We start from the raw sequence: 21791 nt of genomic DNA on the forward strand, positions 1-21791 counted from the left end.
TGTGACATCAGCACCACAGGAGTGTCACGCTTGAGCCCGGCACATTCAATTCGTATCGGTGCAGTACCAGAATAGATTGGAAAGCCCATGGCCCAGAAGGTCAAAGTCCTCCTGATCGACGATATCGACGGCACCGACGCAGCAGAAACCATCAGTTTCGGACTGGACGGTGTTCAGTACGAGATCGACCTCAATGAAACCAACGCCGCCAGGTTGCGGGATGATCTGGCCGCCTGGGTCGGTCACGCCCGTCGATCGGGTGGGCGCCGGAAGACCGGTCGTTCCGGGTCGTCCCGCAGCAGTGATGCCTCCAAGATCCGGGACTGGGCCCGGGAGAACGGATTCGAGGTCTCCGACCGTGGCCGCGTTCCGGCCGAGGTGAAGGAAGCGTACGAGCGGGCCCACTGAACCCCGCACCGACACCGGGCGGGTAGCGCCCACCAGCCATGGCATTCACGTTAACGTGGGTGCCATGACTGTTTACCGGCAAATCTGGGTAGGCACGGACGCCAACGAGGGTCCCGACCCTGAGGGCATCTGGCGGATCCAGCGACCCGGCCCGGCGGGGGATTGGGATGGCGTCGATGTGGTGCGCACGATCGCTGCGTCCCGTGCCACCTACCTCACCCTGCACCCGTCCGCGGACCGCCTCTACGCCGTCTCGGAGCAGGACCTGAGTTCGGTCACGGCGTCGCGATCTGTGACGGTGTAACTCGCTGACCTGCGCCGATGGGTCCGCGGGACGCCGATCTGTGGCACTAATTGGTGCTCTACCGTGGGGCGTGTGGCGTGGATTCGGCGGGTACGGACGGCTTCGGGAGCGACGGCCGTGCAGATCGCTGAGTACGTCGATGGCCGGCGGCGGATCGTGGCCCATATCGGGTCGGCGCATACCGAGGCCGAGCTCGGGCTGCTCGTTGAGCGGGCGCGGGAGCTGTTGGAGGACCCAGGGCAGGGCGAGTTCGACCTCGGCCTGGAGCCGGCCGCGCCCAGGGCGACGCTGATCGGCCAGCCGCGGGCGGCGGCGCTCTTCGACGAGGCAGGCTCGGCAGCACGTGAACGCGGGCCGGTTCCTGCGCCGCGGGTGGTGGGGACTTCCTCGCGGGTGCTGTATGACGCGCTGAGCGCGGTGTTCACCGAGCTGGGGTTCGACACGATCGGTGACGCGGTGTTTCGAGATCTGGTGATCGCCCGGATCGTGGAGCCGACCTCGATCCTGGACACCGGCCGTGTGCTGAGCGACTTGGGCGTGAGGCCGGCGAGTGAGAAGACAATGCGCCGCACCCTGACTCGGGCGGCAGCCGGCGAGGGCCCGGGGGCCTACCGCGACAACGTCGCCGAACTGTGCTTCACCCACGCCGCGCACAGTGGTGATGTCTCGCTGTGCTTGTACGACGTGACCACGTTGTTATGCCGATGTCGGCATAACAAGGTTTATGCCGACCTTCTGGTTATGCCGATGTTTGGGGTATCGGCCCAGGTCAGGGCCTTGTCGGTGGCCTGAAAGGTCGGCATAACGACACGCTGATCCTCCAAGGTGTTCGTGTGCTCGGAGGTGGTCGTCGTGTTGCCGGTGATGCCCGTTGTGGCTCGTGGTCCGCTGGAGGGGGTGGTGATGGAGCAGTTGGCGGCCTGGTTGGCAGCGGAGCGGTACTCACGAACGATGGTCCCGCAAGTTCTCGGCGTGGCTCGCGGGTTGAGCGCCTGGATGGACGATCACGATGTGTCGCTGGCAGCGCTGAGCCTTGATGTGCTTGAGGCGTTCCAGGCCAAGTATGCCCCCGGTGTCCCGGGACATGTGATCGTCAAGGTGAGGTCCCCGGCCGTGCGCCGGTTCCTCGTCGAGTGTGGGTACCTGCCCGGTGAGGAGTTGGTACGTAAGCGAGTTCGTGGCCCGAGCGCGAGGGAGGCGCCGCCGTTGGGGTCAGCCGCTGTGGGCGAGTTGGATGCGTGGGGCCGTTGGCAGCGCGAGGCTCGCGGGATCAGCCAGGCATGTATCCATCATCGTCGGGGCTGGGTTGGCGCACTGGTCGACTCACTGCCCGTTGCCGATGAAGTGATCAACTGGAGCGCGTGTGACGTCACGGTCGTGAACGCGTTCATCGTCGACCGTGCGGAAGGCCTCGCGTCGGCTTCGCGTGCCGCGATCGTGGATGCGATGCGGTCGCTGCTGCGGTGGGCGCTGGCGACCGGTCGAATCGAGCGCGACCTGACTGGCGGGATCCTGCGTGCCCGGGCCACACGGGCCATGCTGCCCCGGGGATTGTCGCCCGGGCAGGTCGAAGGTCTGCTGAGCGCGTGCGACCTGGACACGATTGTCGGCCTTCGAGACCGGCGGTGATCACCACACTGTGGCGGCTCGGGCTACGCGCCGGAGAGGCCGCGACCCTGGGACTCGACGACGTCGATTGGGCCGTCGGACGGGTCAGCGTGATCGGCAAAGGACCGCGGCGGTTGACGCTGCCAGTACCGGTCGATGTCGGCCAGGCGCTGATCGCCTGGCTGCAAGCGCGCCCTGACGCACTGGATCGGGCACTGTTCGTGCGGGTCCGGCCACCGATCCGCGCGTTGAGCAGCGCCGGGATCTCCGACATCGTCAAGCACCGCGCCGAAGCGGCAGGGCTCGGAGTGGTGCATGCGCACCGGCTGCGGCACACCGCAGCGATGAACGTCATCGCAACCGGTGGAAGCCTGATCGAGGCTCAAGAGCTCCTCGGCCACTCCAACGCCGCCAGCACAAGCGTGTACGCCCGGGTCGACCTGGCCTCGCTACGGACACTGACCGTGCCGTTCGGGCAGGTGCCACGATGAGCAGCGATCCGTCCACTCTGTGCCTTCACGACGAGCTCGACACCTACCTTGCTCAGCGTCGCGGGCTGGGGTTCCAGCTCAAGACCAGCGAGTACCTGCTGCGACAGTTCCTCAACTGGCTCCAAGAGCGCGGCAAGAGCGAGACGTTCACGATCGAGGACGCCGTGCAGTGGGCCCGTGAACCTGCTGATGCTGCGCCCGTGTGGTGGTCACAACGGTTGACTGCGGTGCGCCCGTTCGCGGCCTGGCTGAACGCGCGCGGAGCCGACGTCCCGCGAATCCCGCCAGGGCTACTCCCGGCCAGGACGACCAGGCCGGCACCGTTCATCTACTCCCAGGCCGACCTGGACCACCTGCTGACGGCGTGCCCGCTGTTCTTCCCCGACGTGCGGGTGGCGACGACGATGTCCACGATCATCGGCCTGCTCGCTGCCACCGGGCTGCGCATCGGGGAGGCTCTCCGGTTGAGAGTCAACGACCTCGAGGTGGCCGAGAACCTGTTGCAGGTTCATGGCACCAAGACCCCGCTGGACCGGCTCATCCCGCTGCACCCGTCAACGACAGCAGCGCTGGTCGAGTACTTGAGCATGCCCGAGCGCCTGGCCACCGGTCCGTCACCGACCGGGCCGATCTTCGTCAACAACCGTGGCAGCGGCTTCGTCCTCGAAACGATCGAGCAGCACTTTGGTGCTCTGGTCGACGCCCTCGAGCTGGTCCCGACCGGACAGCGCCGTCCTCGCCTGCACGACCTCCGCCACACCTTCGCCACCGGGCACATGATCGCCGCGTACACCCACAGCACCAACCCCGCCCGAACCCTCGGGCTGCTCTCAACCTGGCTCGGGCACACCGGCCCGGAACACACCTACTGGTACCTCAGCGCCGTCCCGGACCTGCTCGCCGCCGCAGCCGGACGCCTCGAGGCGACCAGCCCGAAAGGAGACCTGTCATGAACGCCCTGGCCATCGAGCTGCAAACGTACTTCACCACCTTCGCCCACGCCCAACGGAACCTGTCCGGGCACACCATCAGCACCTACCGGGACACCTGGCGGATGCTCATCACCTTCCTCGCCGCCAGGACTGGCACCAGAATCGAGCGCATCGACATCGGTGACATCGACGCCGAGAACGTCACCGCGTTCCTTGACTACCTCGAGGATGAGCGCGGCAACAGCACTGCCACCCGCAACACCCGCCTGTCCGGGATCCGGGCCGTGCTCGCCCACGCCCTACCCGCTCACCTCGAGCACGCTGGCACGATCACCCGCGTGCTGGCGATCCCACCCAAACGCCATCCCAAACCGATGCTCGAGTTCCTCACTCCCGCAGAGTCCGACGCCCTGATCGCCGCGCCCGACCGCACCCGGTGGACCGGCCGGCGCGACCATGCCCTGCTGGTCCTGGCGATCCAAACCGGGCTACGCATCAGCGAACTGACCTCGCTGACCTACGCCGACATCAGGCTCGGTGTCGGCGCGAATGTCACCTGCACCGGCAAGGGCCGGCGCACCCGATCGACGCCGCTGACCTCGACCACCGTCGCGGTCATGACCGGCTACCTCGCCGAACGGCGCGCCCGCCCCGGTGAGGCGCTCTTCTGTGGACCCCGCGGCCAGCACCTCTCACCCGATGCCCTCGAACACCGCCTCAAGATCCACGTCGCGACAGCAGCCGCCGAGTGCGTCAGCATCGCGGACAAGCACGTCACGATGCACACCCTGCGGCACACCGCCGCGATGACCCTGCTCACCCACGGCGTCGACATCTCCGTGATCGCTCTCTGGCTCGGACACCAACACACCCAGTCCACCGACGCCTACCTGCACGCCGACATGGCCATCAAGCAAGCCGCGATCGACCGCACCCGCCCGCCGAACACCGACCCCGGCACCTACCAGCCCGAACCCGACATCCTCGCCTGGCTCGCGACCCTATGAATATGCCGACCTTTCAGGCCACCGACAAGGCCCTGACCTGGGCCGATACCCCAAACATCGGCATAACCAGAAGGTCGGCATAAACGTTGTACTTCGAGGCCGAGAAGGAGGACGACCTGCGCAAGGTCGGCTACTCCAAGGAACGCCGCGTCGACCCACAGATCGTTGTGGGTCTGCTCGTCGACCGGCACGGGTTCCCCCTGGAGATCTGCTGCTATGAGGGCAACCAGGCCGAGACATCCACGATCATCCCGATCATCAAGCAGTTCCAGAACCGCCACGGCATCGAGGACATGGTCGTCGTGGCCGATGCCGGCATGCTCTCGGCGGGCAACCTGGCCGCGTTGGAGGAGGCGAACCTGCGGTTCATCGTCGGCTCCAGAGTGACCAAGGCGCCGCTGGACCTGGCCTCGCACTTCCGCTGGCACGGCGATGCGTTCAGCGACGGGCAGGTCATCGACACCATCACGCCCCGCACCGGCCGGCGCAGTGAGAACGACGAAGCGCTGCGTGCCGAGCCGGTCTGGGACCCCGAGCAGCATCCCGGGTCGTGGCGGGCGGTGTGGGCCTACTCGGCCAAGCGGGCGGCGCGCGATAGCAAGACGTTGACGTTGCAGGAGAACCGCGCCCGAGCGGTCATCGCCGGTGAGAAAGCCGCCCGGACCCCCAGATTCGTCAAGACCACCGGTGACACGCGCAGCCTGGACGAGGCCGCCCTGGCCCGCGCGCGGCGCCTGGTCGGGCTGAAGGGCTACGTCACCAATATCCCCGCCAAGCTGATGGCGGCCGGTGAGGTCACCGGGTCCTACCACCAGCTCTGGCACGTCGAGCAGTCGTTCCGGATGTCCAAGACCGACCTGGCCGCCAGGCCGATGTTCGTACGGACCCGCGACGCCATCGAGGCCCACCTGACCATCGTGTTCACCGCCCTGGCCGTCTCGCGCGAGGTCCAGCGGCGCTCCGGCCTCGCGATCCGCAACGTCATCCGCCAGCTCAGGCCCCTGCGCTCAGCGACCATCACCGCCAACGGCGCCACCCAGACCATCCCGCCCCAGATCGACCCCGACCGACGAGCGATCATCGACGCCCTCACGACCAGGAAATCTCAGGCACTAAACGAATGACCGAACTCAGGACCAGCCATGGCATTCACGTTAACGTGGGTGCCATGACTGTTTACCGGCAAATCTGGGTAGGCACGGACGCCAACGAGGGTCCCGACCCTGAGGGCATCTGGCGGATCCAGCGACCCGGCCCGGCGGGGGATTGGGATGGCGTCGATGTGGTGCGCACGATCGCTGCGTCCCGTGCCACCTACCTCACCCTGCACCCGTCCGCGGACCGCCTCTACGCCGTCTCGGAGCAGGACGGCGGCCGGGTCATCTCCTACGCGTTCGGGGCGGACTGCACGTTGGGCCAGGTCCGGTCGGTGGCCACCGGTGGGTCGGGCCCGTGCCACCTGCGCGTCCATCCACAAGGACGCTGGTTGTACGTGGCCAACTACGGTGACGGGGTGCTCTCCGCGGTGGAGTTGACCGAGGCAGGAGACGTCTCCGACCACGTGCTCACCTTCGGCCACGCCGGGACCGGGCCGAACCCGGACCGTCAGGAGGGCCCGCATGCGCACTCGACCCGGATCTCCCCGGGCGGGGGCTACCTCCTGGTAGCGGACCTGGGTACCGATGAGGTCCGCGCCTACCCCCTCGAGAGCGGTCGGCCCGATCCTGATCCGGTGATCACCTCGCTCCCGGCGGGCAGCGGACCGCGACACGTCGCCGGATCGGGGAGATACCTCTACATCAGCGGCGAACTGTCCGGTGAGGTCCTGGTCCTGGAGTGGGACGAGAACACCGGCCGGGGTGAGGTTGTCCAACAAGTCCGGGCCGCGACGCTTCCGGGCCGCTCCGAGGACGCCTATTATCTCTCCCACATCCTGTTCTCCAGCGGCGTGGTGCTGGTGGCTTCGCGCGGTTCCGACTCGGTCTCCACCTTCACCGTGCATGACGACGGGGCCCGGCTGGAACTCGCGGGTGAAGTGCACACCGGGGCGTGGCCCCGGCACATGGCGCTGAGCGGGCCGAACCTGCTGGTGGCCGGCGAACGCGAGGATCGGGTGCTGATCCACCCGTTCACCCCTCGGGGCGACCCCGAGGGCCGGTACCAGGGTGCGGTCGGGCCGGTGCAGCACGAGATCGAGATCCCGCGCCCGATGTTCATCCTGCCCATGTGACGCCGGTCGGCCGCTGTCACCAGGCCGCCGATGTGACCGGTCCGGGTCGCATGCGGCAGACTGATGCCATGACCTACACCCTGGTGCTGCTCCGCCACGGCGAGAGCGAGTGGAACGCGAAGAACCTGTTCACCGGTTGGGTGGACGTGCCGCTGTCGGAGCGGGGCGAGGCCGAAGCCGTCCGGGGCGGGGAACTGCTCGTGGAGGCCGGTGTGCTGCCCGAGGTGCTGCACACCTCGCTGCTGCGCCGGGCCATCACCACCGCGAACCTGACCCTGGACGCTGCGGACCGGCACTGGATCCCGGTGCACCGCCACTGGCGCCTGAACGAGCGTCACTACGGCGCGCTGCAGGGCAAGGACAAGAAGCAGATCCGCGAGGAGTTCGGCGAGGACCAGTTCATGACCTGGCGCCGTTCCTACGACGTGCCGCCGCCGGAGATCGAACTCGGCTCGACCTACTCCCAGGACGGAGACCCGCGCTACGCCGGCGAGCCGATTCCGACCACGGAGTGCCTCAAGGACGTCCTCGAGCGCGCGCTGCCGTACTGGAACGACGCCGTGGTGCCGGACCTGAGGGCCGGCAAGGTGGTCCTGGTGGCCGCGCACGGCAACTCCCTGCGGGCGATCATCAAGCACCTGGACGGGGTGGACGACCAGACCATCGCAGGTCTGAACGTGCCCACAGGAATCCCGCTGGTCTACGAACTGGACGAGTCCCTCACGCCGGTCAAGGCCGGCGGCACCTACCTGGACCCGGATGCGGCGAAGGAAGCCATCGCGGCGGTCGCTGCCCAGGGGCGCTGAACCACTCCGCGCTGCCCGGCGGGGCGAGGACCTGCGGCCTCATGGCGGGGCGCCTCAGAGGTTGTTCGGCTCGCCGTCGCCCAGGTCCCCGGTCACCAGGTAGGTGATCCGGCTCGCCACCGAGACCGCGTGGTCACCGAAACGCTCGTAGAAGCGGCCCAGCAGCGTCACGTCCACGGTCTGGCTGACGTTGCCGTCCCAGTCCGGCCCCAGCGTGGACGTGAACGACTGCCGGTGGAGCTCATCGAGGATGTCGTCGTCCTTCTCCACCTGGGCGGCCTTGTCCAGATCGTGGCTCTGCAGGAGTTCGACCAGGTCCACCGCCACCTTCTCCGCGGCCACGGCGAACTCGTCGAACAACGGCTGGATCGACTCCGGTAGCACCTTCTCGGGGTAACGCAGCCGGGCCACCTGGGCCACGTGCCGGGCCAGGTCACCCATGCGCTCGATCGAGGCACTGATCCGGAGACCGGAGACCACCACGCGCAGGTCGGTGGCCACCGGCTGCTGGCGGGCCAGCAGGATGACGCACCGTTCGTCCAGTTCCCGCGCTCCAGTTCATCCAGCGCGAGGTCGGCCTCGATGACCTGCTCGGCGAGTTGAAGATCTGCGGTGGCCAGCGCCCGGCTCGCATCCCGGATCGCCGTGGCCACGAGGGTCGCCATGTGGAGCAGATCCTCGCCGATCTGGCTCAGTTCCTGATCGAAGATCGCACGCACGGGGACAACTCCTCGGTTCACGGGTGAACACCGCTCGTGTCCACTGCACCTCACTACCCTCTCACGCCGGAGGTGAACGCGACGTGTGCGGGTGATGAACTCCTGACCGTGCGGGCCATCCGGATGCGCCCGGAGCGCCCCACAGGTCATAAGGTGGCCGATGTGGACGGTGTCTGGCTCCTTCTGGCCGCCCTGGTGGGTGTGGCCCTCGGCGTTGGCGCCTTCGGACTGTGGAACTCTCGTAGTAGCTCCGGCGAGGAGCAGGGCGCCGGTGGCGCCCTGCGTAAGGTCGACGACGACGTCGCCAGCGTCCTGTCGGTGCTGCGATCGGTCTCGGTGGTGCTCGGGCCCGACGACGAGGTCTTGCGCGCCACCCCGCCGGCCTACTCCCTGGGCCTGGTGCGCGGTGGCTCGCTGACCCAGGCCTCCCTCGACGATCTGGTGGCCCGGGCGCGCCGGGACGGGCACGTCCACGACGCCCAGTTGACGCTGCCCCGTTCGAAGGTGCCCGGCTCGGACACCCTGGCCGTGGACGTGCGGGTCGCCCCGTTGCCCGGGGACCGGGTCCTCCTGCTCGCCGACGATCGCACCGCGGAGCGGCGGGTGGAGGAGGTCCGCCGCGACTTCGTGGCGAACGTCTCCCATGAACTCAAGACCCCGGTCGGGGCGATCGCGCTGCTGGCCGAGACCGCAGCCGACGCCGCCGACGACCCCGAGGCGGTGCGGCACTTCGCGTCCCGGATGCAGCGGGAAGCGGTGCGGCTGTCCGCGCTGGTGCAGGAGATCATCGAACTCTCCCGGCTGCAGGCACCGGAGGAGGTGGTCGACTTCCTCCCGGTATCGATCGACGACGTGATCGAGGAGGCGATCGACCGGGCCCGGATGGAAGCCGACGCCCGGGAGATGAGCCTGACCGTGGGCGGTGAGGCCGGTGTCCAGGTGCTTGGCGATCACGGGCTGCTGGTGACCGCGGTGCGCAATCTGCTGGACAACGCGGTGCGGTACTCCCCGTACGGCTCACCTGTTCGCGTGGGGGTGCGCACGGTGGACGGGGTGGTGGAGATCGCGGTGGTGGACCAGGGCGCGGGTATCAAGTCCGAGGACGCCCAGCGGGTCTTCGAGCGGTTCTACCGGATCGACCCGGCCCGCTCCCGCGAGACCGGCGGCACCGGTCTGGGACTGAGTATCGTGAAGCATGTCGCGGCCAATCACGGCGGCGAGGTCACCGTGTGGTCCACCAAGGGGCGCGGGTCGACCTTCACGCTTCGCATCCCTGAGGTGGACCCGGCGGTCGCCGGATCCGGTGATGAAGGAGAAGAGGAATCGTGACGCGCATCCTGGTTGTGGAGGACGAGGAGTCGTACCGTGACTCGCTGGTCTACCAACTCACCCGGGAAGGGTTCGCAGTGGAGGCGGTCGCCTCCGGCGATGAGGGGCTGAACGCCTTCGACCGGCAGGCAGCCGACCTGGTGCTGCTGGACCTGATGCTGCCGGGCCTGTCCGGCACCGAGGTGTGCCGGGAACTTCGCACCCGCAGCACCGTGCCGGTGATCATGCTCACCGCCAAGGACTCCGAGATCGACAAGGTCGTGGGCCTGGAACTGGGGGCGGACGACTACGTCACCAAGCCCTACTCCTTCCGGGAGCTGCTGGCCCGCATCCGCGCCGTCCTGCGCCGGGGCGGGGAGGCCCAGGATGCCGAGGCCCCCGACGTCCTGAGCGTGGGCCGGGTGGTGATGGACACCGACCGGCACGTGGTCACCGTGGACGGCGCCGAGATCTCGATGCCGCTGCGGGAGTTCGAGCTACTGGAGCTGTTCCTGCGCAACCCCGACCGGGTGCTGACCCGCGGTCAGCTGATCGACCGGGTCTGGGGCGCGGACTACGTCGGCGACACCAAGACCCTGGATGTGCACGTGAAGCGGATCCGGGCCAAGATCGAGCCCGATCCGGTCCGCCCCACCGTGCTGCTGACGGTGCGTGGCCTGGGGTACAAACTCGTCGACGAGACCTGAGGCCCCCGACGAGACCAGGGGCCCGGTCGACGAGCCCAGGAATTCAGGGCCCGCCCTCGTTACCCCTCGGGTAGGTAGTCCTGGTAGGGATCGAGCGTCCCGTCCAGCACCGGCACCGGGACGGTGATCGAGCCTGAATTGTCCGTGGAGATCTGTATCTCCAGCGTCGCCCCCGGCGCGACCGGGACCGAGGGCAGCACCACGGACTCGTGCTCGGGGTGCAGCAGCAGTGTGGCCGCCGGGTCCACCGTGACCGTGACCGCTTCGCCCATGTCCTGCACGGACAGGCTCACCTCAGCCTCCTGGTCCCACAGGTTCACCACTCCGCCCACCAGGGTGCCGGCTGAGCCCTCTGCTTCCGTGATCACCAGCAGGTTCTCCACCTTGACCTGGCTGCCCAGGTCGGCCCGGGCACCATCGCCGGCGGCGTACTGGTTCATGGTCATCGGTGGCGTGCACGCACCGAGGACGAGCATGACCGCAAGGGCCACGGCGATGAGAGGGCGGCGGAGGCGGGCGTGGTGCTCGCTGCGGGCCACGGGCTCACTCCTTCTGGCTGGGACGGCGTGGTGGGATCGAACGTGTGCAACAGATCGGTCGCGGCCCTGTCGTGCCGCGGGTACCAGCCTACTGTGTGCGGCCCAGGGGCAGTCACCGGCCCCTCCGAGCGGGACACCGGTGCTCAGGCGGCGGTACGGGCGGGTACGGCGGGTGGGGACGGACCGGTGCCTGTGCAGTGTTCGCGGCCCGGTTCGGGGAGCCGAACCAGGGGCCAATGCCCAGGTCACGGCGTGGTAAACTTGACTTCCGCGAAAGGAGTGCCTGCACATGTCCTTCACAGTCGGCGAAACCGTCGTCTACCCGCACCACGGTGCGGCTCTGATCGAAGAAATCTCCAAACGAATCATCCGCGGTGAGGAGAAGCTCTATCTCCGGCTCAAGGTCGCTCAGGGTGATCTGACGATCGAGGTCCCGGCGGACAACGTCGATCTGGTCGGCGTCCGCGACGTGGTGGACGCCGAAGGCTTGGAGGAGGTGTTCGACGTCCTGCGCGCCCCGTACACCGAGGAGCCGACCAACTGGTCGCGGCGGTACAAGGCGAACGTGGAGAAGATCGCCTCCGGAGACGTGATCAAGGTGGCCGAGGTGGTCCGGGACCTGTCCCGACGGGACGCGGACCGCGGACTGTCGGCCGGGGAGAAGCGGATGCTCGCCCGGGCCCGCCAGATCCTGGTCTCCGAGCTCGCGCTTGCGGAGAAGACCGAGGAAGAGCAGGCCGAGGCCCGGCTCGACGAGGTCCTGGCCTCCTGAACCGGCGGCCGACGCCGGAGCCGCCGTTGGCACCGAACGCCGGGGTGGTACTGGTCGCGGCCGGTGCCGGAACCCGGCTCGGCGGTCCGGAACCCAAGGCCCTGGCGATGCTGGGCGGCCGGTCCCTGGTCACCCACGCGGTCAGCCGTCTGCGGGCGACCGGCCTGGTGCGCACCATCGTGGTGACCGCGCCCCGCGGCCACGGGGAGCAGGTCCGCCGGGCCGCGTTGGCGGCCTTTGCCGATCACGAGGCGTCGCCGGAGGGCCAAGCGGGCGCCGACCGGGTCGAGGTTGACGTGGTGGAGGGCACCTACCCCTCTCGGCAGGCCTCGGTCGCCGCGGGACTGGAGCGCCTCGGTGCCGGACACGAGGTGATCCTGGTGCACGACGCCGCCCGCCCGCTCGCGCCGTCGTCGATGATCACCCGGGTGATCCGGGCCGTCCAGGGCGGCCATGACGCGGTGGTGCCCGGACTGGCGGTGACCGACACGATCAGGATGGTCGATGAGCAGGACACCGCCCGCGCCCGCGGTGTGGTGGAGCGGGGCCGGCTCCGGGCCATGCAGACCCCGCAGGGCTTCCGAGCCGAGGTGCTGCGGCGGGCGCACGCTTCCGGGGCCGCACGCGGGCGTCACGAGTACAGCGCAGCCACCGATGACGCCGCCCTGGTTGAGGCGCTCGCGCTCGAGGTGCACGTGGTGGCCGGGGAGCGCGCGGCGATGAAGATCACCGACCCGCACGATCTGGCCGTGGCCCAGATGTACCTGAACGAGGGCTGGTGAGCCGGTGAGCAGCCCGCGAGTGCCCGTGCCGCGCACCGGTATCGGTGTGGACGTGCACGCCTTCGCCACCGATGGCACGTCCGGGCTGTACCTGGCCGGCATCTACTTCCCGGATGAGATCGCCCTGACCGGGCACTCCGACGGCGATGTAGCCGCCCACGCCGCCGCCGACGCCTTGCTGGTGGCCGCCGGGGTGGGGGACCTGGGTTCGGTGTTCGGCACCAGCAGCCCCACGCTGGGGGGCCGCCGGCACCGCGATCCTGGGCGAGGCGGCGCGCCGGGTCCGCGCCGCGGGCTTCGTGGTCGGGAACGTGGCCGTGCAGGTGATCGGGAACCGGCCCAGGCTCGCCCCGCACCGCGGCCGTGCCCAGGAGTTGCTGTCCGCGGCCACCGGTGCACCCGTGACCCTGAGCGCCACCACCACCGACGGGCTGGGCCTGACCGGCCGCGGCGAAGGGCTGGCCGCGATCGCCACCGCGCTGGTGGTGGCCGGCGCCGGTTGAGGGTGCCCGGGAGCGTCCCTGGTTACGCGGCGAGCAGCAGCTGGCAGGTCGGTCAGGGTGCACCGGTCGGCGGGAGTCCGCCGCCCCTGGCAGGGTGCGGCGCCCGGGGGCGGCCGGCACCGATAAACTCGACTGAATGTCGCTGCATCTGTATGACTCCGCCACCCGCGAGGTGCGCCGCTTCGAGCCCGAGGTCCCGGGCAAGGTGGGCATCTACCTGTGCGGTGCCACCGTGCAGGGCTCCCCGCACATCGGGCACATGCGCTCCGCCGTCGCCTTCGACATCCTCACCCGCTGGTTGCGCCGCAGCGGCTACCAGGTGACGCTGGTGCGCAACGTCACCGACATCGACGACAAGATCCTGTCCAAGTCCGCCGAGGCCGGTGTGCCCTGGTGGGCCTGGGCCTACCGGTACGAGCGCGAGTTCGCCCGCGCCTACGACGCGCTCGGGGTCGCTGCGCCCACCTATGAACCCCGGGCCACCGGTCACATCACCGAGATGGTCGAACTCATCGAGTTGCTCATCGAACGTGGCCATGCCTACACCGGGGATCCCGGGAACGTGTACTTCGACGTGCACAGTTTCGGCAGCTACGGGGCGTTGACCCGCCAACTGGTGGAGAACATGACCACCGTGGAGGAGGCCGCCTCGGACAAGCGCAACCCGCACGACTTCGCGCTGTGGAAGGCGCACAAGGAGGGCGAGCCCGCTACTACCGCGGCCTGGCCCACGCCCCACGGCCGCGGACGGCCCGGGTGGCACCTGGAGTGCTCGGCGATGGCGCGCAAGTACCTGGGTACCTCCTTCGACATCCACGGCGGCGGGATCGACCTGCGTTTTCCGCACCACGAGAACGAGCAGGCCCAGTCCTGGGCCGCCGGCTGGGGCTTCGCCAGGCTGTGGATGCACAACGCCTGGGTCACCACCGGCGGGGAGAAGATGAGCAAGTCGCTGGGCAACTCCCTGCTCACCGAGGTCGTGCTCCAGCGCACCTCCCCGATGGTGCTGCGCTACGCCCTCGGAGCGGTGCACTACCGGTCCGCACTGGAATTCTCCGACTCCACCCTCTCCGATGCCGCCGCCGCCTGGCAGCGCATCACCGGACTGCTGGACCGGGCCGGTGCCGCTGGGACCGATCCGGCCGGGCGGATCGCCACCGCCACCGCGCGGGAACTGGACCAGGTGGAGTTGCCCGGGGCCTTCAGCGCCGCGATGGACGAGGATCTGAACGTCTCGGCGGCCCTGGCCGCGGTGCACGAGCACGTGCGCCACGGCAACAGCGCCCTCGCCGCGGGCCGGGAGGCCGGCGAGATCGCCCTGCAGGTGCGCGCCATGCTCGCCGTGCTCGGTCTGGACCCGTATGCCGAGCCCTGGCGCGGGGCGGCCGAAACCGGTGACGACGGGACTTCCGCGGTGCTCGACGCGCTCATCTCCCAGGTGCTCACCGCTCGCGCGCGGGCCCGCGCGGACAAGGACTGGGCGCGAGCCGACGAACTGCGCGACCAGCTCCAAGCCGCCGGTGTGGTGGTGGAGGACTCCTCCGGCGGTGCCCGCTGGAGCCTGCGAGGGGATCACTGATGGCCGGTAACTCCAAGCGCCGCGGCGCCGTCCGCAAGACCGGGACCAAGAAGGGCGCCCAGGTCGGATCCGGCGGGCAGGGTCGCAAGTCGCTGCGCGGCAAAGGTCCCACCCCCAAGGCCGAGGACCGCCCCTACCACCCGGCAGCCAAGCGCAAGGCCAGTGCCGAACGCTCCGCGCCACGCAGGTCCCGAGCCGCGGGAGACCGGCCCTATGAGGTGATCGGGGGGCGCAACTCGGTGCTGGAAGCCCTGCGGGCGGACATCCCGGCCTCCACCGTGTACGTGGCCACCGGCGTCGGTGGGGATGAGCGCACCGCCGAGATCCGCCAGATCATCGCCGATCGGGGCATCCCGCTGCTGGAGGTGACCCGGACCGAACTCGACCGTCTCACCGATGGCGGGGTGCACCAGGGGGTCGGGCTGCAGGTGCCCACCTACACCTATGCCGAGCCGGCGGACCTGCTCAGCACCGACGCCCCGGGCGCCCCGTTGATCGTCGCGCTGGACTCGGTCACTGACCCGCGCAACCTCGGAGCCACCCTGCGCAGCGCCGGCGCCTTCGGTGCGCACGGGGTGCTCATCCCGCAACGGCGCTCGGCCGGACTGACCGCCTCGGCGTGGAAGGTGTCCGCCGGGGCCGCGGCCCGGGTTCCGGTGGCCCGGGCGACCAACCTGGTCCGGGCCCTGGGTGAGTACAAGAAGGCCGGCTGCTTCGTGGTGGGACTGGATGGTGAGGCGCAGACGCCGGTGGCCGAGTTGCCGGTGGTGCACCAGCCGTTGGTGTTGGTGCTGGGCTCGGAGGGCAAGGGCCTGGGCCGGTTGGTCCGGGAGACCTGCGACGCCCTGGTCTCCATCCCGATCTCGGCCTCGATGGAATCCCTCAACGCCGGCACCGCGATCGGTATCGCGCTGTACGAGGTGGCCCGCCAGCGGGCCGAGGGCTGACCCAGGCGGGGCCCCGGATCGACGGCGCACCCGCCTGAGCGCAGGACCGGTACAGGTCGGGTAGGTAGGCTCGTGCCATGAGCAGTTCAACAGGGTGGCGGCGGTGCGCCGGGCTGGTCAGCACCGCGACGCCGCACGCCGCACGGGCCGAGGGATTCCTGGACGGTGCCCAGGTGATCGGGCTGATCGAGTCCGACCCGGACGCCCCGTTCTCGGTCGCGGTGGCGGTGGCCGTGGATGAGGAGCGCCGGGTGGCGGTGCTCTCGGCCGGCCGTACTGAGATCGTGCCCGGACCGCATCTGTCGGACCTGGCCGAGGCGCTGGCCACCGAGTGCCAGGCACTGGTGGTCTTCGAGGAGATCGTGGTCGAGGGCGTCGGCGCCAAGACAGAGGACGATGAGGACTTCGACCCGTTCGGCTCCGAGATCGACCTGGCCTCCACCCGGCTGCCCGAACGTGCGGTGGTGGTCACCCGAGCCTCCACGCGAGACCTGCACGATCTGGCCACCAAGGCCAACACGGTGCTGTGGGTGCTGGAGTCGGGCGAGTACCAGGTGGTCTTCGTTCCGGACGGCCCGGCGCTGACCTCGCTACAGTGGCGCGATGAGCACCTGCCGGTGGTGGTGCTGGAGAAGGGGTCCTCGTTCCCCTCGATCAGCGTGCTGTCCGAACCCGGCGAAGCGCACCTGCACTCCTGGGACGCCACCGTCACGGTGGTGCCCACCGAGGCCGCCGAGGTGGTGCAGCCGTTCGTGCGCGACAAACTCGGCCCCGATGCGCTGGTGCGGAGCCTGCGCGCTGCCGTGCCGGAGGCCGATACCGACGCGCTCACCGAGGCGCTCGTGGCCGACGGTGCGCGGGGCCTGCTGGGCATCGTCCCCAGCCTGGGGCTGCCGGAGGTGGTGACGCGGTTCCTGCACGACCAGATCCCGGCGGCCGAGGTGCCCGGCGCGGTGGAACTGGATCCGATGACGGTGGCAGATGCGGTGCGCCGCGCCATGGACGAGGCAGCGGACGAGGCCAGGGCGCACGTGGAGCACATGCGCGAGGTGGCCGACGACGCCCGCGAGCAGGCCCGGGAACAGGCCCGGGCGAACGTGGAGCAGATGCGTCGCCACGCCACCGAGGCCTCCGAGGCCGCCTACCGGATCGCCGACCCCGACGAGCACCCCACCCTGGCCTGGACCACCCCGGTAGCCGGGTTGGTGCAACTGGCCGGTGCGCTGTTCGCGTTGCGCAAGGCCCTGAGCCGCAACGCCTCCGGTGCTCCGGTCGGTAAGTGGTGGGGCCTGCTGGCCGGTGTGCTCGGCACCGCCGCGGCGGCGAACCTGGGGTTGGCCGCGCTGCCGTGGCTGAAGCGGTGGCGCACCCGCGCCTGAGACCGCTACCGGCGCACGTGGTCGAACAGTTCGGAGGAGATGTAGCGCTCGCCGGTGTCGGGCAGAATCGCCACGATCGTGCGCCCGGCGTACTCCTCGCGCCGGGCCAGTTGCAGCGCGGCGTGCAGGGCGGCGCCGGAGGAGACGCCCACGATCAGGCCCTCGGTGCGAAACGCGGTGCGGGCCACCTCGATCGCCTCATCCTGGGGGACCTGCAGCACGCCGTCGAGCAGGTCCAGGTCGGTGACGGGCGGGACGCCGTTGCCGCCGGTGATGCCCTGGATCTTGTGCGGATGCCACTCCTGGCCGTTCAGCACCGCCGCCTCCTGAGTTCGGTCATTCGTTTAGTGCCTGAGATTTCCTGGTCGTGAGGGCGTCGATGATCGCTCGTCGGTCGGGGTCGATCTGGGGCGGGATGGTCTGGGTGGCGCCGTTGGCGGTGATGGTCGCTGAGCGCAGGGGCCTGAGCTGGCGGATGACGTTGCGGATCGCGAGGCCGGAGCGCCGCTGGACCTCGCGCGAGACGGCCAGGGCGGTGAACACGATGGTCAGGTGGGCCTCGATGGCGTCGCGGGTCCGTACGAACATCGGCCTGGCGGCCAGGTCGGTCTTGGACATCCGGAACGACTGCTCGACGTGCCAGAGCTGGTGGTAGGACCCGGTGACCTCACCGGCCGCCATCAGCTTGGCGGGGATATTGGTGACGTAGCCCTTCAGCCCGACCAGGCGCCGCGCGCGGGCCAGGGCGGCCTCGTCCAGGCTGCGCGTGTCACCGGTGGTCTTGACGAATCTGGGGGTCCGGGCGGCTTTCTCACCGGCGATGACCGCTCGGGCGCGGTTCTCCTGCAACGTCAACGTCTTGCTATCGCGCGCCGCCCGCTTGGCCGAGTAGGCCCACACCGCCCGCCACGACCCGGGATGCTGCTCGGGGTCCCAGACCGGCTCGGCACGCAGCGCTTCGTCGTTCTCACTGCGCCGGCCGGTGCGGGGCGTGATGGTGTCGATGACCTGCCCGTCGCTGAACGCATCGCCGTGCCAGCGGAAGTGCGAGGCCAGGTCCAGCGGCGCCTTGGTCACTCTGGAGCCGACGATGAACCGCAGGTTCGCCTCCTCCAACGCGGCCAGGTTGCCCGCCGAGAGCATGCCGGCATCGGCCACGACGACCATGTCCTCGATGCCGTGGCGGTTCTGGAACTGCTTGATGATCGGGATGATCGTGGATGTCTCGGCCTGGTTGCCCTCATAGCAGCAGATCTCCAGGGGGAACCCGTGCCGGTCGACGAGCAGACCCACAACGATCTGTGGGTCGACGCGGCGTTCCTTGGAGTAGCCGACCTTGCGCAGGTCGTCCTCCTTCTCGGCCTCGAAGTACAACGTTTATGCCGACCTTCTGGTTATGCCGATGTTTGGGGTATCGGCCCAGGTCAGGGCCTTGTCGGTGGCCTGAAAGGTCGGCATAACGACACGCTGATCCTCCAAGGTGTTCGTGTGCTCGGAGGTGGTCGTCGTGTTGCCGGTGATGCCCGTTGTGGCTCGTGGTCCGCTGGAGGGGGTGGTGATGGAGCAGTTGGCGGCCTGGTTGGCAGCGGAGCGGTACTCACGAACGATGGTCCCGCAAGTTCTCGGCGTGGCTCGCGGGTTGAGCGCCTGGATGGACGATCACGATGTGTCGCTGGCAGCGCTGAGCCTTGATGTGCTTGAGGCGTTCCAGGCCAAGTATGCCCCCGGTGTCCCGGGACATGTGATCGTCAAGGTGAGGTCCCCGGCCGTGCGCCGGTTCCTCGTCGAGTGTGGGTACCTGCCCGGTGAGGAGTGGTACGTAAGCGAGTTCGTGGCCCGAGCGCGAGGGAGGCGCCGCCGTTGGGGTCAGCCGCTGTGGGCGAGTTGGATGCGTGGGGCCGTTGGCAGCGCGAGGCTCGCGGGATCAGCCAGGCATGTATCCATCATCGTCGGGGCTGGGTTGGCGCACTGGTCGACTCACTGCCCGTTGCCGATGAAGTGATCAACTGGAGCGCGTGTGACGTCACGGTCGTGAACGCGTTCATCGTCGACCGTGCGGAAGGCCTCGCGTCGGCTTCGCGTGCCGCGATCGTGGATGCGATGCGGTCGCTGCTGCGGTGGGCGCTGGCGACCGGTCGAATCGAGCGCGACCTGACTGGCGGGATCCTGCGTGCCCGGGCCACACGGGCCATGCTGCCCCGGGGATTGTCGCCCGGGCAGGTCGAAGGTCTGCTGAGCGCGTGCGACCTGGACACGATTGTCGGCCTTCGAGACCGGGCGGTGATCACCACACTGTGGCGGCTCGGGCTACGCGCCGGAGAGGCCGCGACCCTGGGACTCGACGACGTCGATTGGGCCGTCGGACGGGTCAGCGTGATCGGCAAAGGACCGCGGCGGTTGACGCTGCCAGTACCGGTCGATGTCGGCCAGGCGCTGATCGCCTGGCTGCAAGCGCGCCCTGACGCACTGGATCGGGCACTGTTCGTGCGGGTCCGGCCACCGATCCGCGCGTTGAGCAGCGCCGGGATCTCCGACATCGTCAAGCACCGCGCCGAAGCGGCAGGGCTCGGAGTGGTGCATGCGCACCGGCTGCGGCACACCGCAGCGATGAACGTCATCGCAACCGGTGGAAGCCTGATCGAGGCTCAAGAGCTCCTCGGCCACTCCAACGCCGCCAGCACAAGCGTGTACGCCCGGGTCGACCTGGCCTCGCTACGGACACTGACCGTGCCGTTCGGGCAGGTGCCACGATGAGCAGCGATCCGTCCACTCTGTGCCTTCACGACGAGCTCGACACCTACCTTGCTCAGCGTCGCGGGCTGGGGTTCCAGCTCAAGACCAGCGAGTACCTGCTGCGACAGTTCCTCAACTGGCTCCAAGAGCGCGGCAAGAGCGAGACGTTCACGATCGAGGACGCCGTGCAGTGGGCCCGTGAACCTGCTGATGCTGCGCCCGTGTGGTGGTCACAACGGTTGACTGCGGTGCGCCCGTTCGCGGCCTGGCTGAACGCGCGCGGAGCCGACGTCCCGCGAATCCCGCCAGGGCTACTCCCGGCCAGGACGACCAGGCCGGCACCGTTCATCTACTCCCAGGCCGACCTGGACCACCTGCTGACGGCGTGCCCGCTGTTCTTCCCCGACGTGCGGGTGGCGACGACGATGTCCACGATCATCGGCCTGCTCGCTGCCACCGGGCTGCGCATCGGGGAGGCTCTCCGGTTGAGAGTCAACGACCTCGAGGTGGCCGAGAACCTGTTGCAGGTTCATGGCACCAAGACCCCGCTGGACCGGCTCATCCCGCTGCACCCGTCAACGACAGCAGCGCTGGTCGAGTACTTGAGCATGCCCGAGCGCCTGGCCACCGGTCCGTCACCGACCGGGCCGATCTTCGTCAACAACCGTGGCAGCGGCTTCGTCCTCGAAACGATCGAGCAGCACTTTGGTGCTCTGGTCGACGCCCTCGAGCTGGTCCCGACCGGACAGCGCCGTCCTCGCCTGCACGACCTCCGCCACACCTTCGCCACCGGGCACATGATCGCCGCGTACACCCACAGCACCAACCCCGCCCGAACCCTCGGGCTGCTCTCAACCTGGCTCGGGCACACCGGCCCGGAACACACCTACTGGTACCTCAGCGCCGTCCCGGACCTGCTCGCCGCCGCAGCCGGACGCCTCGAGGCGACCAGCCCGAAAGGAGACCTGTCATGAACGCCCTGGCCATCGAGCTGCAAACGTACTTCACCACCTTCGCCCACGCCCAACGGAACCTGTCCGGGCACACCATCAGCACCTACCGGGACACCTGGCGGATGCTCATCATCACCTTCCTCGCCGCCAGGACTGGCACCAGAATCGAGCGCATCGACATCGGTGACATCGACGCCGAGAACGTCACCGCGTTCCTTGACTACCTCGAGGATGAGCGCGGCAACAGCACTGCCACCCGCAACACCCGCCTGTCCGGGATCCGGGCCGTGCTCGCCCACGCCCTACCCGCTCACCTCGAGCACGCTGGCACGATCACCCGCGTGCTGGCGATCCCACCCAAACGCCATCCCAAACCGATGCTCGAGTTCCTCACTCCCGCAGAGTCCGACGCCCTGATCGCCGCGCCCGACCGCACCCGGTGGACCGGCCGGCGCGACCATGCCCTGCTGGTCCTGGCGATCCAAACCGGGCTACGCATCAGCGAACTGACCTCGCTGACCTACGCCGACATCAGGCTCGGTGTCGGCGCGAATGTCACCTGCACCGGCAAGGGCCGGCGCACCCGATCGACGCCGCTGACCTCGACCACCGTCGCGGTCATGACCGGCTACCTCGCCGAACGGCGCGCCCGCCCCGGTGAGGCGCTCTTCTGTGGACCCCGCGGCCAGCACCTCTCACCCGATGCCCTCGAACACCGCCTCAAGATCCACGTCGCGACAGCAGCCGCCGAGTGCGTCAGCATCGCGGACAAGCACGTCACGATGCACACCCTGCGGCACACCGCCGCGATGACCCTGCTCACCCACGGCGTCGACATCTCCGTGATCGCTCTCTGGCTCGGACACCAACACACCCAGTCCACCGACGCCTACCTGCACGCCGACATGGCCATCAAGCAAGCCGCGATCGACCGCACCCGCCCGCCGAACACCGACCCCGGCACCTACCAGCCCGAACCCGACATCCTCGCCTGGCTCGCGACCCTATGAATATGCCGACCTTTCAGGCCACCGACAAGGCCCTGACCTGGGCCGATACCCCAAACATCGGCATAACCAGAAGG

23 protein-coding genes and 4 pseudogenes are annotated in these 21791 nt (G+C 69.1%); 23 read left to right on the forward strand and 4 right to left on the reverse strand.

Annotation, left to right across the window (positions count from 1 at the left end):
* Positions 1–87 precede the first annotated feature (87 nt).
* The 10 genes and pseudogenes from ACRRRO_RS10545 to ACRRRO_RS10590 all read left to right on the forward strand — a co-directional run bounded on the left by ACRRRO_RS10545 (position 88) and on the right by ACRRRO_RS10590 (position 7786).
* Positions 88–408, forward strand: coding sequence for a histone-like nucleoid-structuring protein Lsr2 (locus tag ACRRRO_RS10545; RefSeq protein ID WP_424786699.1), 321 nt, complete (start codon positions 88–90; stop codon positions 406–408).
* Between the two features lie 64 nt (positions 409–472).
* Positions 473–712 (forward strand): hypothetical protein, encoded by a 240-nt coding sequence (locus ACRRRO_RS10550; protein ID WP_424795187.1) that lies wholly within the window; start codon positions 473–475, stop codon positions 710–712.
* A gap of 72 nt (positions 713–784) precedes the next feature.
* Positions 785–1408, forward strand: a pseudogene (locus ACRRRO_RS10555) (IS1634 family transposase); the annotation flags it as partial.
* Between the two features lie 129 nt (positions 1409–1537).
* Positions 1538–2341: a hypothetical protein gene (locus ACRRRO_RS10560; RefSeq protein WP_434081504.1), complete on the forward strand. Its 804-nt coding sequence runs from the start codon at positions 1538–1540 to the stop codon at positions 2339–2341.
* Positions 2338–2811, forward strand: a complete 474-nt coding sequence (locus ACRRRO_RS10565; RefSeq protein WP_434081505.1) for a tyrosine-type recombinase/integrase — start codon at positions 2338–2340, stop codon at positions 2809–2811. The genes ACRRRO_RS10560 and ACRRRO_RS10565 overlap by 4 nt, the downstream gene beginning before the upstream one ends.
* A complete protein-coding gene (locus ACRRRO_RS10570) occupies positions 2808–3764 on the forward strand; it encodes a tyrosine-type recombinase/integrase (protein WP_424798259.1) in 957 nt (318 codons plus the stop codon). Before ACRRRO_RS10565 ends, ACRRRO_RS10570 begins: the two co-directional genes overlap by 4 nt.
* Complete coding sequence (locus tag ACRRRO_RS10575; RefSeq protein ID WP_424798258.1) at positions 3761–4750, forward strand: tyrosine-type recombinase/integrase; 990 nt, start codon at positions 3761–3763, stop codon at positions 4748–4750. Before ACRRRO_RS10570 ends, ACRRRO_RS10575 begins: the two co-directional genes overlap by 4 nt.
* 83 nt (positions 4751–4833) lie before the next feature.
* Positions 4834–5874: pseudogene (locus ACRRRO_RS10580) on the forward strand (IS1634 family transposase); the annotation flags it as partial.
* 44 nt (positions 5875–5918) lie between these two features.
* Positions 5919–6980 (forward strand): lactonase family protein, encoded by a 1062-nt coding sequence (locus ACRRRO_RS10585; RefSeq protein WP_424798297.1) that lies wholly within the window; start codon positions 5919–5921, stop codon positions 6978–6980.
* Between the two features lie 68 nt (positions 6981–7048).
* A complete protein-coding gene (locus ACRRRO_RS10590; RefSeq protein WP_424786697.1) occupies positions 7049–7786 on the forward strand; it encodes a phosphoglyceromutase in 738 nt (245 codons plus the stop codon).
* A gap of 54 nt (positions 7787–7840) precedes the next feature.
* Here ACRRRO_RS10590 and ACRRRO_RS10595 read toward each other — a convergent pair whose 3' ends face one another.
* The gene (locus ACRRRO_RS10595; protein ID WP_434081506.1) at positions 7841–8287 is read right to left on the reverse strand and encodes a phosphate signaling complex PhoU family protein; all 447 of its coding nucleotides are present in this window, start codon (positions 8285–8287) and stop codon (positions 7841–7843) included.
* 98 nt (positions 8288–8385) lie between these two features.
* On the opposite strand from ACRRRO_RS10595, the gene ACRRRO_RS10600 reads away from it, so the two are divergent.
* Genes ACRRRO_RS10600 through ACRRRO_RS10610 form a run of 3 tightly spaced genes read left to right on the forward strand, consistent with a single transcriptional unit; the run spans position 8386 to position 10520 of the window.
* Complete coding sequence (locus ACRRRO_RS10600; RefSeq protein ID WP_434081507.1) at positions 8386–8532, forward strand: hypothetical protein; 147 nt, start codon at positions 8386–8388, stop codon at positions 8530–8532.
* A gap of 45 nt (positions 8533–8577) precedes the next feature.
* A complete protein-coding gene (locus tag ACRRRO_RS10605; protein WP_424786695.1) occupies positions 8578–9834 on the forward strand; it encodes a sensor histidine kinase in 1257 nt (418 codons plus the stop codon).
* On the forward strand, positions 9831–10520 hold the full coding sequence (locus ACRRRO_RS10610; RefSeq protein WP_424786694.1) for a response regulator: 690 nt from the start codon (positions 9831–9833) through the stop codon (positions 10518–10520). Before ACRRRO_RS10605 ends, ACRRRO_RS10610 begins: the two co-directional genes overlap by 4 nt.
* Before the next feature lie 59 nt (positions 10521–10579).
* Here the strand turns inward: ACRRRO_RS10610 and ACRRRO_RS10615 are convergent, their stop codons facing one another.
* Positions 10580–11059, reverse strand: coding sequence for a hypothetical protein (locus tag ACRRRO_RS10615; protein WP_424798296.1), 480 nt, complete (start codon positions 11057–11059; stop codon positions 10580–10582).
* A 289-nt stretch (positions 11060–11348) separates the two neighbouring features.
* Between ACRRRO_RS10615 and ACRRRO_RS10620 the strand changes: the two genes are divergently transcribed.
* The 6 genes and pseudogenes from ACRRRO_RS10620 (at position 11349) to ACRRRO_RS10645 (ending at position 17021) form a co-directional block, all read left to right on the forward strand.
* Positions 11349–11831 (forward strand): CarD family transcriptional regulator, encoded by a 483-nt coding sequence (locus ACRRRO_RS10620; RefSeq protein WP_424786692.1) that lies wholly within the window; start codon positions 11349–11351, stop codon positions 11829–11831.
* A gap of 26 nt (positions 11832–11857) precedes the next feature.
* Complete coding sequence (locus ACRRRO_RS10625) at positions 11858–12613, forward strand: IspD/TarI family cytidylyltransferase (protein ID WP_424798295.1); 756 nt, start codon at positions 11858–11860, stop codon at positions 12611–12613.
* A gap of 19 nt (positions 12614–12632) precedes the next feature.
* Positions 12633–13116, forward strand: a pseudogene (gene ispF / locus ACRRRO_RS10630) (2-C-methyl-D-erythritol 2,4-cyclodiphosphate synthase).
* 136 nt (positions 13117–13252) lie between these two features.
* Positions 13253–14695, forward strand: a complete 1443-nt coding sequence (cysS, locus tag ACRRRO_RS10635; RefSeq protein WP_434081508.1) for a cysteine--tRNA ligase — start codon at positions 13253–13255, stop codon at positions 14693–14695.
* Positions 14695–15642 (forward strand): 23S rRNA (guanosine(2251)-2'-O)-methyltransferase RlmB, encoded by a 948-nt coding sequence (rlmB, locus tag ACRRRO_RS10640; RefSeq protein ID WP_424798292.1) that lies wholly within the window; start codon positions 14695–14697, stop codon positions 15640–15642. Before cysS ends, rlmB begins: the two co-directional genes overlap by 1 nt.
* A gap of 77 nt (positions 15643–15719) precedes the next feature.
* The gene (locus ACRRRO_RS10645; RefSeq protein WP_434081509.1) at positions 15720–17021 is read left to right on the forward strand and encodes a hypothetical protein; all 1302 of its coding nucleotides are present in this window, start codon (positions 15720–15722) and stop codon (positions 17019–17021) included.
* A gap of 5 nt (positions 17022–17026) precedes the next feature.
* Here the strand turns inward: ACRRRO_RS10645 and ACRRRO_RS10650 are convergent, their stop codons facing one another.
* On the reverse strand, positions 17027–17338 hold the full coding sequence (locus tag ACRRRO_RS10650; protein ID WP_434081510.1) for a pyridoxal-phosphate dependent enzyme: 312 nt from the start codon (positions 17336–17338) through the stop codon (positions 17027–17029).
* Between the two features lie 19 nt (positions 17339–17357).
* Positions 17358–18398: pseudogene (locus ACRRRO_RS10655) on the reverse strand (IS1634 family transposase); the annotation flags it as partial.
* Between the two features lie 103 nt (positions 18399–18501).
* Here ACRRRO_RS10655 and ACRRRO_RS10660 point away from each other — a divergent pair.
* Genes ACRRRO_RS10660 through ACRRRO_RS10675 form a run of 4 tightly spaced genes read left to right on the forward strand, consistent with a single transcriptional unit; the run spans position 18502 to position 21717 of the window.
* A complete protein-coding gene (locus tag ACRRRO_RS10660; protein WP_434081511.1) occupies positions 18502–19023 on the forward strand; it encodes a hypothetical protein in 522 nt (173 codons plus the stop codon).
* Positions 19024–19052: 29 nt separating this feature from the next.
* Positions 19053–19775 (forward strand): tyrosine-type recombinase/integrase, encoded by a 723-nt coding sequence (locus ACRRRO_RS10665; RefSeq protein WP_434081512.1) that lies wholly within the window; start codon positions 19053–19055, stop codon positions 19773–19775.
* A complete protein-coding gene (locus tag ACRRRO_RS10670) occupies positions 19772–20728 on the forward strand; it encodes a tyrosine-type recombinase/integrase (RefSeq protein WP_424798259.1) in 957 nt (318 codons plus the stop codon). Before ACRRRO_RS10665 ends, ACRRRO_RS10670 begins: the two co-directional genes overlap by 4 nt.
* Positions 20725–21717, forward strand: coding sequence for a tyrosine-type recombinase/integrase (locus ACRRRO_RS10675; protein ID WP_434081513.1), 993 nt, complete (start codon positions 20725–20727; stop codon positions 21715–21717). Before ACRRRO_RS10670 ends, ACRRRO_RS10675 begins: the two co-directional genes overlap by 4 nt.
* The last annotated feature ends 74 nt before the right edge of the window (positions 21718–21791 follow it).

Source organism: Sanguibacter sp. Z1732 (genome assembly GCF_051020515.1).
Lineage (GTDB): Bacteria > Actinomycetota > Actinomycetes > Actinomycetales > Beutenbergiaceae > CALKWS01.